This is a genomic window from Poseidonocella sp. HB161398 (genome assembly GCF_005870025.1).
Lineage (GTDB): Bacteria > Pseudomonadota > Alphaproteobacteria > Rhodobacterales > Rhodobacteraceae > Mangrovicoccus.
Genome location: NZ_VATA01000025.1, coordinates 1 through 15,620 on the forward strand (window position 1 = coordinate 1; position 15,620 = coordinate 15,620).

Here is a 15,620-nt window from a genome sequence, read left to right on the forward strand (position 1 = left end):
CGCGTCAACGAAGAGAAGTACCTGCCCCTCTTCGAGGCCTGGCGCAAGGCAAACAACCGCTGACAGACCCGCCCCGGCGAAAGCCGGGGCCTCGCCCGGTTCCGGGCAGGGCGCCCCTCGCCCTGTCCGGTGCGCCGCCCTCCCCTTTTCCTCCCGGCGGCGCGCCGGGGCGGCCCTCTCTCCGGCCGCCCCGGCATTCATTCGTCCGGCCCCCGGCAGCGCAAGCGCCGGCACGCCGCCGACACGCTGCAAGGCCGGGACATCCGTCCGACGCCGCCCAGCGGAAACAGCTTCGCCGTCCGGCCCGCCGCGCAACCGCGACAGACGGCCTTTCTGCAGGGTGCTGCAAAAGCCTGTCTGGTCCCGGAGCTTGGGCGAAAGCCTGGAAAGATGGGCCTGCGGGCAGCTAGAATTCCGTATTCAGGGAGAAGCCTTGACCAAATCCGGAAGTATTTCCTCCACGATGACGCCCAAGGGGCCTTTTTCCGCAGGCCTCTAGGCTCAGGACTTCGGTAACGGGTCCCCGTCGGTCAAGCGATTTCGGTCAAGCGATTTGGCCCCGCCGTCGGGGTATTCCTGCTCGGTCGATCCGCTCGACGTCTCGCGGCTCTTTCGTGAGATCCTCGGGGAACATGCTTCGGTCCGTGGTCAGCCGCGAGGGCTGCCGACATGATGCTGGTTCGATGCAGTTCCGGCGTGCCCATTTCATTGGAGTGCTCAGCGTGGCTGGCGACGGTCCAGACCCCGACATCACCGGAACCGCGTCCCTTCGGGACCTCGTGAGCCTACAATCAGGCAGGCGAAGCGGTCAGGCTCAATTGGTCGGCGCAGCCCCCATCCTGAAGGTCGATCCGTCGATCCACATGCGATGCAACACGACAGAAATACGGCGAGCTAGGGCAACCATCGCGCGTTTCCGTCCGCGGCGTCTGGCAACATGGGATGCCCATGTCCGCGCCCGCGCTTCAGCATGACCGTAGCAGCCTGACACAGGGCACGCCTCAGGTTCACATCCCCGGCTTTGGTGATGCCGCCTGATACATCCCGCTCTCCAGACTGACTGGGAGAGGGCGTTGGACCAACCCAAGGACCGACATTCTTCGAAGAACGGAAGCGCGACGGGTCATCGACGGCGGATCGGGAGGTTAAGTGCGACGACGGCTCCAACGCCCGGCATGGTCATCAAGCGCAGGCAAACGGGCTCTTCGGAAGCCATCTGTCGGACCAGCTTCTCCAGCCCTGCCAGTTCCTGGCGCAAGGCCGCTCGAACGCGCAGCATGGGTTCTGCTGCGGCGTCGAGCATCATGTTGCCTGCCACCAGCTCCCGGATCCGCGCCTCGAACCTGCCGCGCGAGATGGCGCCCACCTTGAGCCCGAAGTTCCCAAGCAGCCCGCGCAGGGACATCTCCAAGGCGATCATGTTCCCCTGGATGGCCTTGCGCGCCGCCAAAATTGCGCGCACCTCCTGAGCAGAGACCGACTTGCAGTGGACCGGTCGGAACCAGCCGAGGTGCAGCAGGCGCGCGATCCCTTCCGCATCGCGCCTGTCGGTCTTGATGGGCATGGCCTTGAGTGCGCCCTTCACCTGCCGGGTTTCCATCGGGACGGCAGGCAGGCCGGTCTTCTTCATCGCACGGTGCAGCCATTGCGATAGCGGACCAGCTTCGAGACCGATCGCCTCGGTCGTTCCCTCCAGGTCCCTGAGCAATGTGATCAGCGGTTCCGGTTCGCTGGCCACTTCCACCTCCCTGACGATCTTGCCATGCTCGGTGAGCACGCAATCCCGCTCAACACGCGACGATCATCGACGCGAGGCTTGCCGTGGGACTTCGGGAAGCAGGGCGCGAGGCGCGCCATCTGCGCATCGCTCAGCCAAAAGAGACCAGACATGTCACCGCTCTGTTTTGGCGCGGTGAATCATCTCACGCATCTGAAATCAATGGGGCCTGAGCCTAGCCCTCGCCATCCTCCGCAGGCTCGAACGCGGCGAGCCAGGCGGCCAGCGCGGCATCGAACCCCGCCCGCAGCTCCGGCGGCAGCGCCGCCGTCAGCCGGTGCTGCCCGGCGACATGGTCGGTCACGGCGGCGTCGATCTTCTCCCGCCCCGCCCGGGTCAGCGCCACGACCGAGCCGCGCCCGTCCTCGGGGTTGCGCCGCCGCTCGATCAGCCCGGCCGCCTCCAGCCGGTCGAGCCGGTTGGTCATCGTCCCCGAGGTGACCATCGTCCAGTGCATCAGCTCGGAGGGGCTCAGCGCATGGGGCGGCCCCGCCCGGCGCAGCGTCGCCAGCACGTCGAAGCTGGCCGCGTTCAGCCCGTGAGCGCGGTAGACCGCCTCCATCGCCCCGGCCAGATGGTCATGCAGGCGCTTCATCCGCCCCAGCGTGCCCATCGGCCCGGTCTCGAGATCGGGGCGCTCGCGGCGCCATTGCGCCAATATCCGGTCGACCTGGTCCATGGCGCTGCATCGCCCGGATTTTATCTTGACGTCAAGAGAAAACCGTTTATCTCGACGTCAAGATAAAAGGAGTCCCGCCTTGTCCAGAACCACGGATGCCCTTCTTGCCGCCAGCGCGCCCGCTGTCTGGGGCAGCACCTATATCGTCACGACCGAATTGCTGCCGCCGGGCTATCCGCTGACCGATGCGGCGCTGCGGGCGCTGCCTGCGGGGCTGGTGCTGATGGCGGTGACCCGGCAGCTGCCGCCCCTGGCCTGGCTCGGCCGACTCGCCGTGCTCGGCGCGCTGAACTTCTCGATCTTCTGGGCGGCGCTCTTCATCGCGGCCTACCGGCTGCCCGGCGGGGTGGCGGCGACGCTCGGGGCGGTGCAGCCGCTGATCGTGCTCCTGCTGGCGCGGGCCGCACTCGGCACGCCGCTGGGCCCGAAGAGCCTCGCCGCCGCCGTCGCCGGGATCGGCGGCGTGGCGCTGCTGGTCCTCGGCCCGGGCGCGGAACTCGATGCCACCGGGATCGCCGCGGCCTTTGCCGGGGCAGTGTCGATGGCCGCGGGCGTGGTGCTGACGCGCAAATGGCAGCCGCCGGTCCCGGCCCTGACCTTCACCGCCTGGCAGCTGACCGCGGGCGGCCTCCTGCTCCTGCCCGCCGCGCTTCTGGCCGAGCCTGCCCTGCCGCCGCTGAGCGCCGCCAATCTGGCCGGCTTCCTCTGGCTCGGCTTCTTCGGCGCCGCCTTCTCCTATTTCTTCTGGTTCCGCGGGATCGAGCGGCTGGGCCCGGCGGCGGTGACCGGCTTCGGCTTCCTCAGCCCGCTGACCGCGGTGCTGCTGGGCTGGGCGATCCTCGGCCAGGCGCTGAGCCCGGCACAGATCGCCGGGGCGGCCGTGGTGCTGGGCTGCGTCTGGCTGGGCAGCCGCCCCGCTCGGCCGCGCGCCGCCGCCAGCTAGACCGAGCGGTCCACACGGCCCTAGACGCGGCCGCATCTCTAATATATCAGTAGGATTTCAGATGAACCACACATGATCGGCCGACCAGCCGCCCCGGGGGGCGCGGCCGGGCCGCCATCGAGGGAGATTGCGAATGGATGGCAGCGGCAGCACCACCCGCCCGGGCGGCAAGCGCGGACCCGATGCGAAGGGCGCCAAGCGCCCGGGCAAGGCCCCGTCCCTGACCGAGCAGGTCTACCAGCGGCTGAAGTCCGACATCCTCTCCTGCCGCCTGGAACCGGGGCAGGAAATCTCCGAGGCCGAGCTGGCCGAGCGCTTCGAGGTCTCGAAGACCCCGGTCCGCGAGGCGCTGGCCGCGCTGCGCCAGGAGCATCTAGTCCAGACCTTCCCGCGCCGCGGCTACCAGATCGCGCCGATCACCTTCGGCGACATGAACGAGCTCTTCGACCTGCGCACCATCCTCGAGGCCGGCGCGGGCGAGCTCGCCTGCGAGCAGATCACCGAAGACGAGCTTGCCCAGCTGCGCGAACTGGCCGTCGTCGCCTACGAGAAGGACGAGGTGCCCACGATCGAGGCCTTCATCGCCGCCAACCGCGACTTCCACCTGGCGATCGCCCGTGCCTCGCGCAACGAGCGGCTCTACGGCGTCCTCAACCGGCAGATCGCCGAGCTGGAGCGGTTCTTCTATCTCGGCGCGCAGCTGCGCGACGTGAACAACGAGACCAATGCCGACCATGTCGAGATCGTCGACGCGCTGGCCGCCCGCGACCGCGCCAAGGTGCGCGAGCTGATGATCCGCCACAACGACGTCACCCGGCAGGGGCTGTTCCAGGCCCTGGCCACCTCGCGGCAATTCGGCAGCATCCGGCTCTGACCGCGCCCGGGGCCGCCCGCGCCGGCCCCGCCCTCTCCCTTCCTGATTGGCTTTCCCGCAGGCAGCCCGCCCTGCCCCTGCCCGCAATTTGCGCGGCAGATGAACTTTATCCGGATTGACGGAGTGAAATATCAGGCGCAACATCAGTTCAGTCTGGTAGATATTTCACGGGTCGTCCAATGCCTCTCCCTCCCCGGAAAACCCTCATCGTCCATGGTCCCGCAGGCAGCGCGCCGCCGGTCCTGGCCGAGGCGCTGCGGGCCGCGCAGGCCGAGACCATGCCCGGGGAACCGCCCCTGGACCTGATGCCGAAAGGCGATGATCCTGGCGTAGATTCAATGCATTACATGGAGACACGGCGAGGCGATCCGGGGCTGGTCTCGACCTGCACCCCGGTCTTCATCCAGGCGCCCCTGCTGCGCGGCATGGCGCTGACCCACCGCCAGCTGACCCCCATCGCGCGGATGGTCGCCGACCGCTTCTTCCTGGTCGCGCGCGCCGACTCCCCCTGGGCGGAGGCCGGGCGCTTCCTTGAGCATATCACGAAGAATACCACTCGCACCGGCGGCTATTTCCTCGGCGGCATCAACCACCTTCTGGCGCTCGCCATCGCCGACGGCACCGGCGCGGATGTCGAGTTCATCGTCACCGAGAGCGAGCCCGCGGTCTGGAACGCGCTGATCGAGGGACGCATCGACTGGGGCGTCGGCGTCGCCGCCGAGATCCTGCCGCATGTCGAGGCGGGCACCATGACCGTGATCGCCGCGCTCGACGGGGCGCGCCGCCCCGCCTTCCCCGAGGTGCCGACGCTGGGCGAGGCCGGGCTGCCGGTCAGCTTCCAGCTCTGGCGCGGGATCATGGGGCCCGGCGGGCTTTCCGAAGAGGCGCAGGCCGCCTGGCACGCGCATTTCGAGCGGCTCCGCGACAGCACCGCCTGGCGCAGCTACCTCGCCCGCAACGGCCAGGAGGACGCCTTCCTGCCGGGCCGGGACTTCCGCGATTTCCTCGAGACCGAATGGGACTGGTACGAAAAGCATCTCGGCCTGGCCGGGCTGCTGCCCGCTCCGGCCTGACCCGGTCCCGGACAGGACCCGGGCAGGACCCGGGCAGACGATCCACGAAGACGGGCAAAAGCCCGCGACACCCCGCCAACAGGAGAACCAACATGCTCAAGACAGGTCTCGCGACCTCGGCGCTGGCGCTGATGCTGGCCGCCGTCCCGGCCCTGGCGCAGGATGCTGCCGCCACGGCCTTCGAACAGGCGATCGGCGCGCCGCAGCCGGTGAAGAACTATCCCGCGCCCTGGCCGCTGAAGAACCTCATCAAGGACGGCGTGCTGACCGTCGGCACCACCGGCGCCTCGCCGCCCCGCACCTTCGTCGACCCGGCGACCTCCGAGCTGACCGGCTCCTATGTCGAGCTCTTCGAGAAGCTCGCCGAGGATCTGGGGCTGGAGATCGAGTTCGTGCAGCTCGAATGGGCGGGCATCCTGCCGGGGCTCGCGGCGGGCCGCTTCGACCTGGCCTGCGACGGCGCCTCGTGGAACCCCGAGCGGCTGGGCTCCGACCAGTTCCTGATGACCTCGCCCACCGGCCTGAACGCCACCGTCGGCATCACCACCAAGGATAGCGGAGTGACCTCCTTCGAGGATGTCGGCGACGCGGTCGTGGGCGGCGTGCGCGGCGAGATCTACTTCGAGGGCGCCAAGAAGGCGCTGCCCGAGGCCGAGACCGCCGAATTCCCCGGCCTGCAGGAAAGCTTGATGGGGCTGATGAACGGCCAGGCCGGCGTGATCGTGATGAACCTCTCGAACGCGCTGAACACGCTGGAGGAATCCCCGGTCAAGGACCAGCTCGCCATGGTCGGCCCCGCGCTCGAGGTGTTCCCGCAGAGCCTCTGCGTCAACCCCAACGAGCCGGACCTGCTGGTCGCGGTCAACACGATGCTCGGCAACTACCGCGCCGACGGCTCGCTCTCGGCGCTGATCGGCAAGTACGCGACCTCCACCGCGGAAGTCGACCTCTTGAACCGCATCGGGTACTGACCGGCGTGGCCCTGGATTTCAGCGCCATCCCCACGGTGTTCCCGGCGCTCCTGAAAGGGGCGGCGGTGACGCTGGAACTTACGCTCGCGGTGCTGGTCCTGGCCACGCCCGGCGGGGCTCTGGTGGCGCTGATGCGCGGCGCCCCCTCGCCGGCGCTCCGCGGCGCGGTGACGGGGGCCAGCTGGATCTTCCGGGGCATCCCGCCGCTGCTGCTGCTGTTCTTCGCCTTCTTCGGCCTGCCGCTGATGGGGCTGACCCTGCCGCCGCTCCCGGCCGCGATCCTGGCGATGACCGCCTACATGTCCTTCTATTTCGGCGAGGTCTTCGCCTCGGGCCTCGCCTCCGTGCCGAAGGGCCAGTGGCAGGCCGCCGCCGCTCTCGGCCTGCCGCGCCGCCGGGTGCTGTTCCGGATCATCCTGCCCCAGACCATCCCCGCCGCGCTGCCGCCCTATATCTCCCACGCGACCGAGATCCTGAAGGGCACGGCGCTGGCCGCCGCCGTCGCGGTGCCCGAGCTGACCTCGGCCGCCAAGAAGGTCTTCGTCGTCACCTTCCGCCCGATGGAGGTGCTGATCGTCGCCGCCGCGATCTACGCGCTGATGGATGCGGCGCTCCTCATCCTGCAGATGCTGGGCGAGCGCTGGTCGGCCCGGCGCCGGGCACGGAGCTGAGATGCCCGCCTGGTCCGTCATCGCGCCCTACTGGCCGAACCTGGTCTCGGGCTTCTGGATTACCGTCCAGCTCTCTTTCTGGACGCTCCTCCTCGCCACGCCGGTCGCGCTTGCCATCGCGCTGATCCGCGAAACCGGCCCCCGCTGGGCCGCGCTGCCGCTCTCGCTGCTGGTCAATGCCGTGCGGCTCCTGCCCGCGCTCATCGTGCTCTATGTCGTGTTCTACGGGCTGCCGCAATTCGGCGTCCGGCTGAAGCCCTTCACCGCCGCCACGCTCGGGCTCGTCGCCATGGGCGCGGCCTATATGAGCGAGGACATGCGCGGCGCCATCGCCGCCGTGCCGAAGGGCCAGCTGTCCGCCGCCGCCGCGCTCGGCCTGCCGCGGGCGCATGCGATCCGCCGCATCCTGCTTCCGCAGGCGCTGCCGCTGATGGTCCCGCCCTACATGACCCGCGCGATCATCATGGTGAAGGGCACGTCGCTGGCCTCCATGGTCTCGGTCGCCGACCTGACCGCCGAGGCGACCCGCGCCTCCTCCATCACCTACCAGCCCTATGTCTTCCTCCTGATCGCCGGCGCCTTCTACCTGGCGCTGAACGGCGTGCTCGCGCTGCTGCAGGCGCTGGCGGAACGGCATCTGCGGCTGCGCTACAGGACCGCCGCATGACCCAGCCGATCGTCTCCGTGCAATCCGTCACCAAGCGCTATGGCAGCTTCGCCGCGCTCGACGGCGTCTCGCTCGACGTGAGGCCCGGCGAGGTGGTGGCGATCATCGGCGCCTCCGGTTCCGGCAAGTCGACGCTCCTGCGCACGATCAACCATCTCGACCCGCCCGATGCGGGCCAGGTCTGGATCGACGGCCGACTGATGGGCTTTTCCGAGGGGCCGCGCGGCCCCCGCCGCCTGTCCGAACGCGACCTGCGCCGCCAGCGCGCCGAGGTCGGCATGGTCTTCCAGCATTTCCACCTCTTTCCGCATTTCACCGTGCTGCAGAACCTGATCGAGGCGCCGATGGCCGTGCGCGGCCTGTCCCGGCACGAGGCCTCCGAACGCGCCAGGGGCCTGCTCGCCGAGGTCGGGCTGGAGGGGCGCGAGACCGCCTTTCCCGCCGAGCTCTCGGGCGGCCAGCAGCAGCGCGTCGCCATCGCCCGCGCGCTCGCCATGCAGCCCAAGGTCATGCTCTTCGACGAGCCGACCTCGGCGCTCGATCCCGAACTGGTGGGCGAGGTGCTGCGGGTGATGCAGCGGCTCGCCGAGGGCGGCATGACCATGCTGGTCGTCACCCACGAGATGGATTTCGCCGAGGAGGCCGCCGACCGCGTCGTCTTCTTCGACCAGGGCAGGATCGTCGAGACCGGCCCCCCCGCCCAGCTCCTGCGCAGCCCGACCGAGCCCCGCACGCAGGCCTTCCTGCACCGACTGCTGAGAAAAGACCGATGACCGACATGCTGACCCCGACCGAACGCCTGCTCCTCGACGCGCTCTTCGACAGGATCTTCCCGCCCGGCGACGGCACGCCCGGCGCGGTGGAGATCGGCGCGGCCGACTACGTCGCCACGGCCCTGGGCGGTCCCTATGCCGCGCATCTGCCGCTCTACCGCGAAACGCTCGCCGCGCTGGCGGCTGCGGGCTTCGCCGAGGCCGACGGTCCCGGGCAGATCCGGCTGGTCGCCGCGCTGGAGGCGGACACGCTGCCCGGTCTGCCCAGGCCCGCGGGCCATTCCGCCTTCGACCTGATCTGGCGGCACCTGCGCGAGGGGCTGTTCTGCGACCCGGCCCATGGCGGCAACCGCGGCATGGCCGGCTGGACGCTGATCGGCTTTCCCGGCGCGCAGAACGGCTTCGAGGAGATCGAGCAGACGGTCGGCCGCAAGGTCGCGCGCGCGCCCCAGCCGATGGCGGCCCTGTCGCAGGATGCCCGACTCGACGCCGTGCCGCAGACCCGGCCCGCCGCGGGGCCGATCGCGGGCGCCGACGTGGTGATCGTCGGCGGCGGCTTTGTCGGCAGCTTCATGGCGCTGAAGCTCGTCCGCGCGGGCAAGCGGGTCGTGATGCTCGAGGCCGGCTCCTCCCGCACCGGGCGCGAGCATGCGATGGACGAGCTCTCCGCCACCGCCTTCCGCAATCTCGGCGGCACCGAGAAATTCAATGCCGAGGTGCCGACCTGGCGGCTCAACCCCGGCAGCCCCGCCCGCCCGGCGAGCATGAGCCAGGGGCTGGAGACCCGGCTGGGCGGCAATTCCGTCGCCTGGGGCGCCGTCGCCATGCGCTTCTACGAGGATGATTTCGAGATCCACTCGAAGACCGTCGCCAAATACGGCGAGGACCGCCTGCCGGAGGGCCACGCCCTGGCCGACTGGCCGATGAGCTACCGCGATCTGGAGCCCTTCTATGACGAGGCCGAGGCGCTGCTCGGCGTGTCGGGCCATGCCGGCGGCCCGCGCGAGGATGGCCGCAGCCGCGGCAACCCGTTCGAGGCGCCGCGGAAGACGCCCTACGAGATGCCCGCGCTGCGCCGCTCGGGCCTCGGCGCGCGCTTCGCGGAGGCCGCCGAGGGGCTCGGCTACCATCCCTTCGCGCTGCCCGCGGCGATCCTGACCGCGCCCTGGAAGGGCCGCCATGCCTGCACCTATTGCAGCTTCTGCTCGCGCTTCGGCTGCCATGTGGATGCCAAGGCCTCGGCCCAGAACACCGTCCTGCCCGAGGCGCTGGCCTCCGGCCTGCTGACCATCGTCACCGGCGCCCGCGTCACCGAGATCGTCACCGAAGCGGGCCGCGCCACGGGCGCGCGCTACCGCACGAAGGACGGCGCCGAGCATGTCCAGACCGGCCGCCAGGTGATCGTCGCGACCTACGCGTTCGAGAACACGCGGCTCCTGCTGCTGTCGCGCGACGCAGATCACCCTGACGGGCTCGGCAACAACCAGGGCCAGGTCGGGCGCTACTACATGACCCGGCAGCAGCCCTCGGTCTATGCCGTCTTCGAGGGCGAGCCGGTCAACCGCTTCATCGGCCCGACCGCGCAGGCCCAGGCGATCGCCGACCTCTCCTGCGACCATTTCGACCACGCGGACAAGGACTTCATCCGCGGCGGGCGGATCGCGGTCTTCAACCAGTACCTGCCGATCGAGGCCTCCGGCGTGCTGCCGCCGGACGTGCCGCGCTGGGGCGCCGCCTGGCGGGACTTCTTCGTGACGAACTACAACTCGATCTCGATGCTGTTCCTCGATCCCGAGATCCTGCCCAGCCAGAACAACCGTCTGGATCTCGACGACAGCGCGACCGACGATCTCGGCCGCCCGGTGGTGCGGATCACCTTCGATATCGGCGGCAACGAGGAAAGGATGATCCCCTGGCTGCAGGACCGCGCCGAGGAGATCGCCCGCAAGATGGGCGCGACCCGCACCTGGCGGCGGCCGGCGCTGACCGGGCCGATCTCCACCCATGACACGGGGGGCACGCGGATGGGGCACGACCCGGCCACATCGGTCACCGACGGCTTCGGCCGCGTCCATGACACGCCCGGGCTGACCGTGGTCGGCGGGTCGAGCTTCGTCTCCCTGCCCCCGGTGAACCCGGCGCTGACCATCCTCGCCCTGTCGCTGCGCGCGGCGGAGGCGGTGGTCGCCGATCTGGCCGCAGCCGCGACGGAGGAACTGGCATGAGCGCGGATGTCATCGTCATCGGCGCGGGCGTCACCGGCGGCGCCATCGCCTGGCATCTTGCCCGGGACGGCGCCAGGGTCGCGCTGATCGACGCCGCCGGTCCCGCCTGCCGCCCCTCGGCCAGCTGGGCCAGCGCCGGCGGGCTCAGGTCCCAGGGCCGCCACGCGGCCGACCAGCCGCTGACCCTGATGGCGGCCGCGCGCTGGCCCGTCCTCGGCGCGGAGCTCGGCGCCGATCTGGAAGAGAGCTTCGGCGGCCATCTGCACCTTGCCGAGACCGGGGAGGAATGCGCCGCCATCGAGGCAAGGATCGCCGCCGACCGCGCGGGCGGCCTTGCCATCGAGCGCCTGGAAGCCGCGCAGATCCGCGAGATCGCGCCGGAGATCACGCCGCGGGCGCTTCTCGGCGCCTATACCCCGGGCGACGGCCAGGCCCATCCCGGCCGGGTGGCCAGGGCCTTCGCCGAGGCCGCGGAACAGGACGGCGCCCAGCTGCGCTTCGGCCAGCCCGCGACGCTGCTCCGCGACGGAGACCGCGTCACCGGCGTCGCCTTTGCCGATGGCACCACGCTCAGGGCGGCGACGACCGTCGTGGCGGCCGGCGCCTGGACGCAGGCGCTGCTCGCGCCGCTCGGCCTCGACCTTCCGATCCGCGCGCGCGGGCTGCAGATGCTGCTTTCCGATCTCGCGCCGCGCGATCTGCTGGCCCCGACCGTGACCGCCGTCGGGCGCAACCTGTCGCTGAAGCAGCTCCGCTCCGGCGCCTTCATGATGGGCGGGCGCTGGTTCGCGCGGCCGACGGGACGCGGGCAGGAGACCGCGCCGCTCGACGCCCATGCCGCGAAGCAATGGGCCGGGGCCGCCGCCATCCTGCCGCGTCTCGCCCGCCACAGGCTGGTGCATCAATGGGCCGGGACAGAGGCGCAGTCGATCGACGGCGATCCCTTCATCGGACGGTCGCGGCCCGGGCTCTACCTGGCCTGCGGCTTCTCGAACCACGGCTTCCAGATCTGCCCGGCGGTGGGCGCGCTCGTCGCCCGCGATCTGCGCGACGGGGCCGAGCCGCTTCTGGCCCCCTTCGCGCCCGGCCGCCTCGCCCCCGATGCCGCGCAGCTCGCCGCCTTCCGCGCCGAGCCGATCCTGGAGGTCGCCTGAGCCATGGCCGGCTTCCCGCACCTGATGGCGCCGATCCGCCTCGGGACCTGCGAGATCATGAACCGCGTCGTGCTGACCGGCCACGGCACGGGCATGCCCACCGACGGCACGCCGAACGACCAGATGATCGCCTATTACGAGGAGCGCGCGAAAGGCGGCGCCGGGCTCATCATGCTGGGCTCGCAGCAGGTGCACCCGTCCTCGCCGGGGATCACCGGGCTGCTGTGCAATTACGACGACCGCATCATCCCCGGGCTCTCGCGGCTGGCCCGGGCGGTGCAGCGCCACGGCACGAAGGTCTTCGGCTACCTGTCGCATATGGGCTTCGCCACTTCGGCCCGGCCCGTGCCGCTCTGGTCCGCCTCGCCCGGATACGAGGAGAAATACGGCGAGGTCGCCCATGAGATGACCGCGGCCGAGATCGCCGAGCTGGTCGAGGCCCATGCCGCCGCCGCCGCGCGCTGCGTCGCCGCCGGGCTCGACGGGATCGAGGTGCATTGCGGCCACGGGCTCCTCGTCCAGCAGTTCCTCTCGCCGCTGACCAACCGCCGCGGCGACGGCTATGGCGGCAGCCGGGAGGGCCGCGCGCGCTTCGCGATGGAGATCCTCGCCGCCGTGCGCGACCGGATCGGGCCGGAGGTGCCCTTGGGCATCCGCTGCTCGGGCGACGAGCTGGTCCCGGGCGGGCTCGAGGCCGGCGAGATGGCCGAGATCGTGCCGATGCTGGTTGCGGCGGGCGCGCTCGACTATGTCGATGTCTCCGCCGGGACCGACGGCAACCTGGTGTCGAACATGCTGCACGAGCCGCCGATGGGCCTGCCGCCCGGGCCGTTCCGCTCCGTCGCGCGCGCGATCAAGGCCCGCGTCGACGTGCCGGTGATCCATGGCACGCGCATCCATACCGCCGAATTCGCCGAGGAGATGCTGGCCGCGGGCGATGCCGACATGGCCGGGATGGCCCGCGCGCTGATCGCCGATCCGCATCTGCCGCGGAAGGCGCGGGAGGGAACGCCGGAGCGGATCGTCCCCTGCATCGCCTGCGAGCAGGCCTGCTTCGGGCGGCTCTACCGCGGCCGGGCGATCAGCTGCCTCGGCAATCCGGCGACCGGGCGCGAGGCGGCGCTCGCCGCGCCGGTCCCGGCCGCTAGCCCGAAGGCGATCCTGGTGATCGGCGGCGGCCCCGCGGGGATGGAGGCGGCGATCACCGCCGCGGCCCGCGGCCACCGCGTCACGCTGGTCGAGGCGGCCGCGGCGCTTGGCGGGCGGCTGGAGCTTGCCCGCCGCCCCGTGGGGCGCAGCGAATGGGCGCGGCTGACGGGCTTCAAGGCGGCGGAGCTGGCGCGGACGGGCGTGGCGATCCGCACCGGCACCATGGCCGACCGCGCGCTGATCGCGGCGGCGGCGCCGGACCGCGCGATCCTCGCCACCGGCGCGCTGCCCCGGCCCTATGCGCTGCCCGGCGCCGCCGGGGACCTGATCCTGACGCTCGACGAAGCGGTCGCCGACTGGTCGGAGGGCGGCGGCAGGCTCGGGCGCCGCGTGCTGGTCCATGACGAGATGAACCGCGCCCCGGCGCTTGCGCTGGCGCTGAGCCTCGCGCAGTCGGGGCACGAGGTGACGCTGTCCACCGCGGCCTTCCATGCCGGGCAGAACCTGGAAATCCAGAACCTGACCTATTTCCAGCGCGAATGCCTCGCCGCCGGGGTGCGCTTCCTGCCGACCGTGACGCCGCTGCGCGCCGAGGACGGCGATGTCGTCTTCCACAACGTGATGACCCGGACCGAGACCGCGCGGCTGGCCGCCGACAGCCTCGTCGCCGCCCTGCCCGGCCTGCCGCGGAACGGGCTTGCCGCCGATCTTGCCGCGCTCGGCATCCCTTTCGAGGTGATCGGCGACGCCTATGCCCCGCGGGACGCCGAGGCGGCGATCCTCGAAGGCCACGAGGCGGGGGCGCGGGCATGACCGCCCCGCTCCGGGCAGGCTGCCCGCGGCCCCCCGGTCCACCGGCGACAGGACCGGCCAGGGGCCCCAGATGCCGCGTCGGAGGGCCTTCGGCGCCGGAAGACGGTCCCGTGCCACGCGGCTCTGCGGCCGCGGCGCCGCACGGGGCCGGACGCCGGAGCATCCCGGCCTGCCCCGGCGCATGCCATCGCAAAGCGTCTCGCGCAGGCGGTCTCCTTACTTCCGCCCGGCCGGCAGCAGGCGTGTCCCGCCGCGCCATCCCATCCAGCGATGCCGAAGGCGCCGGGCCGCTCCGTCGACATTTCCGGAAAGCGGAGCCGGGCGGCTCCCGGCCTGTCCCGGCGCTTGCCGGCGCAGAGCGTCCCGCGCAGGCCGTCTCCTTTCTGCCGCCCGGCCGACCGGCACCCGGGCGCCATTCCGGCGGGCAACGCGAACGGCCCCCCGGGTGCCGGGCCGCTCCGGCGGCGTTGCCGGGCGGGCGGGGACCTCTGGCAGCCGGAGCGCGGGCGCGGCACCGCGGCCCGGACAGCGCGGGAGGCGGGCATGAGGGATAACGGATCGCTCTGGGAACGGCTCGCCCCGCCCGGCCCGGACTGCCCGCCTCTGGACGGCGCGGCGAAGGCCGATCTGGCGGTGATCGGCGGCGGGTTTCTCGGGCTGTCGGCGGCGCTCCACGCGGCGGAGGCCGGGATGGAGGTCGTCCTGCTCGAGGCCGAGGGGCCGGGCTTCGGCGCCTCGGGGCGCAATACCGGCTTTGTCGTGCCCTCGCTGAAATCCGCGCTCGGCCCGGCGGAGACCGAGGCGCTTCTGGGCCAGCCCCATGCCGGGCGGCTGCTGCGGCTGGTGGCGGGCTCGGGCGATGCGGTCTTCGGCCTGATCGAGCGTCACGGCATGGACGTCGCCCGCGCCCGCAATGGCTGGCTGCAGCCGGGGCACAGCGCCGCCGCCGAGGCGATGCTGAGATCCCGCCTGCCCAAGCTCCGCGCCGCCGGGGTCGCGGCGGAGTTCCTCGCCCGCGACGAGATGCGGACGCTGACCGGGCTGCCGTCGCTGCATGGCGGGCTGCGCGTCGCCTCGGGCGGGCAGATCAACCCGCTGGCCTATGCCCGCGGGCTGGCGCGTGCCGCGCTGGCCGCCGGGGTGCGGATCCATGCCGGCAGCCGCGCGACCGGGCTCGCGGAGACCGCGACCGGCTGGCGCGTGGCCACGGCGGCAGGCGAGGTCGCGGCGCGGCAGGTGCTCTTGGCCACAAATGCGATGGGCGGGCCGCTCTGGCCCGCGATGCGCGACGGGATCGTGCCGGTGACGGTCTTCCAGGTGGCGACCCAGCCGCTGCCCGGCGCGCTGCGCCAGCGCATCCTGCCCGCCATGGCGCCGGTCGCCGATACCCGCCGCCACACATTCGCGCTGCGCTGGACCGAGGACGGCCGGCTGGTCACTGGCGGCATGGCCCTTCCCGGGCCCGGCCGAGCGGCGCGTGCCGCCCGCGGCTTCCTTGCCCGGATGCGCGCCTTCGTCCCCGGCCTGCCGGAGCTCGAGGCAGAGGCGCTCTGGACCGGCACCATTGCCGCGACGCTCGACGCGCTGCCGCGGATGGTCCGCCTCGCCCCCGGGCTCCATGGCGCGATCGGCTGCAACGGCCGCGGCGTCGCGCTGGCGACCGCGCTGGGGCGCGAGACCGCCGGCCTTCTGGCCGGGCGCATCGCGGAACAGGACTTCGTCCTGCCGGTCACCGCCCCCCGCCCCGTTCCCATGGCCCGGCTCTCCGGCCTCGGCCCGCATCTCTGGCTGCCCTGGAGCAGCCTGCGGGACCGGCTGGAGGCGCGCGGCTGACCCGAGATCCAACAGGAG

Annotated in this window: 12 protein-coding genes and 2 pseudogenes; 11 read left to right on the forward strand and 3 right to left on the reverse strand. The window is 71.7% G+C overall.

Translation table 11 applies throughout. From position 1 onward, the window contains the following. Positions 1-814: 814 nt before the first annotated feature. The 3 genes and pseudogenes from FGX59_RS19125 to FGX59_RS19135 form a co-directional block, all read right to left on the reverse strand. A pseudogene (locus FGX59_RS19125) lies at positions 815-1,777 on the reverse strand (IS110 family transposase). A 2-nt stretch (positions 1,778-1,779) separates the two neighbouring features. Next, positions 1,780-1,890: pseudogene (locus FGX59_RS19130) on the reverse strand (IS5/IS1182 family transposase); the annotation flags it as partial. A 62-nt stretch (positions 1,891-1,952) separates the two neighbouring features. After that, positions 1,953-2,456 (reverse strand): MarR family winged helix-turn-helix transcriptional regulator, encoded by a 504-nt coding sequence (locus FGX59_RS19135; protein ID WP_138468736.1) that lies wholly within the window; start codon positions 2,454-2,456, stop codon positions 1,953-1,955. A 79-nt stretch (positions 2,457-2,535) separates the two neighbouring features. On the opposite strand from FGX59_RS19135, the gene FGX59_RS19140 reads away from it, so the two are divergent. From FGX59_RS19140 to FGX59_RS19190, 11 genes are all read left to right on the forward strand, one after another. After that, complete coding sequence (locus FGX59_RS19140; RefSeq protein WP_138468737.1) at positions 2,536-3,399, forward strand: EamA family transporter; 864 nt, start codon at positions 2,536-2,538, stop codon at positions 3,397-3,399. A gap of 133 nt (positions 3,400-3,532) precedes the next feature. Beyond that, on the forward strand, positions 3,533-4,273 hold the full coding sequence (locus FGX59_RS19145) for a GntR family transcriptional regulator (protein ID WP_138468738.1): 741 nt from the start codon (positions 3,533-3,535) through the stop codon (positions 4,271-4,273). Positions 4,274-4,620: 347 nt separating this feature from the next. Further along, positions 4,621-5,346, forward strand: a complete 726-nt coding sequence (locus FGX59_RS19150; RefSeq protein WP_171060717.1) for a tripartite tricarboxylate transporter substrate-binding protein — start codon at positions 4,621-4,623, stop codon at positions 5,344-5,346. Between the two features lie 92 nt (positions 5,347-5,438). After that, on the forward strand, positions 5,439-6,317 hold the full coding sequence (locus FGX59_RS19155; RefSeq protein ID WP_171060718.1) for an ABC transporter substrate-binding protein: 879 nt from the start codon (positions 5,439-5,441) through the stop codon (positions 6,315-6,317). Positions 6,318-6,322: 5 nt separating this feature from the next. Next, complete coding sequence (locus tag FGX59_RS19160; RefSeq protein ID WP_171060719.1) at positions 6,323-6,988, forward strand: amino acid ABC transporter permease; 666 nt, start codon at positions 6,323-6,325, stop codon at positions 6,986-6,988. Between the two features lies 1 nt (position 6,989). Then, positions 6,990-7,655, forward strand: coding sequence for an amino acid ABC transporter permease (locus FGX59_RS19165; protein WP_171060720.1), 666 nt, complete (start codon positions 6,990-6,992; stop codon positions 7,653-7,655). Further along, a complete protein-coding gene (locus FGX59_RS19170) occupies positions 7,652-8,428 on the forward strand; it encodes an amino acid ABC transporter ATP-binding protein (RefSeq protein WP_138468743.1) in 777 nt (258 codons plus the stop codon). The genes FGX59_RS19165 and FGX59_RS19170 overlap by 4 nt, the downstream gene beginning before the upstream one ends. After that, positions 8,425-10,653 carry a GMC family oxidoreductase gene (locus tag FGX59_RS19175; RefSeq protein WP_138468744.1) on the forward strand — a complete coding sequence of 743 codons (2,229 nt, stop codon included), beginning with the start codon at positions 8,425-8,427 and terminating at the stop codon, positions 10,651-10,653. The genes FGX59_RS19170 and FGX59_RS19175 overlap by 4 nt, the downstream gene beginning before the upstream one ends. After that, complete coding sequence (locus FGX59_RS19180; RefSeq protein WP_138468745.1) at positions 10,650-11,807, forward strand: FAD-binding oxidoreductase; 1,158 nt, start codon at positions 10,650-10,652, stop codon at positions 11,805-11,807. The genes FGX59_RS19175 and FGX59_RS19180 overlap by 4 nt, the downstream gene beginning before the upstream one ends. A gap of 3 nt (positions 11,808-11,810) precedes the next feature. Next, positions 11,811-13,769, forward strand: coding sequence for an FAD-dependent oxidoreductase (locus FGX59_RS38780; RefSeq protein ID WP_138468746.1), 1,959 nt, complete (start codon positions 11,811-11,813; stop codon positions 13,767-13,769). 543 nt (positions 13,770-14,312) lie between these two features. Further along, positions 14,313-15,602: an FAD-binding oxidoreductase gene (locus tag FGX59_RS19190; RefSeq protein ID WP_171060721.1), complete on the forward strand. Its 1,290-nt coding sequence runs from the start codon at positions 14,313-14,315 to the stop codon at positions 15,600-15,602. Positions 15,603-15,620: the final 18 nt, after the last annotated feature.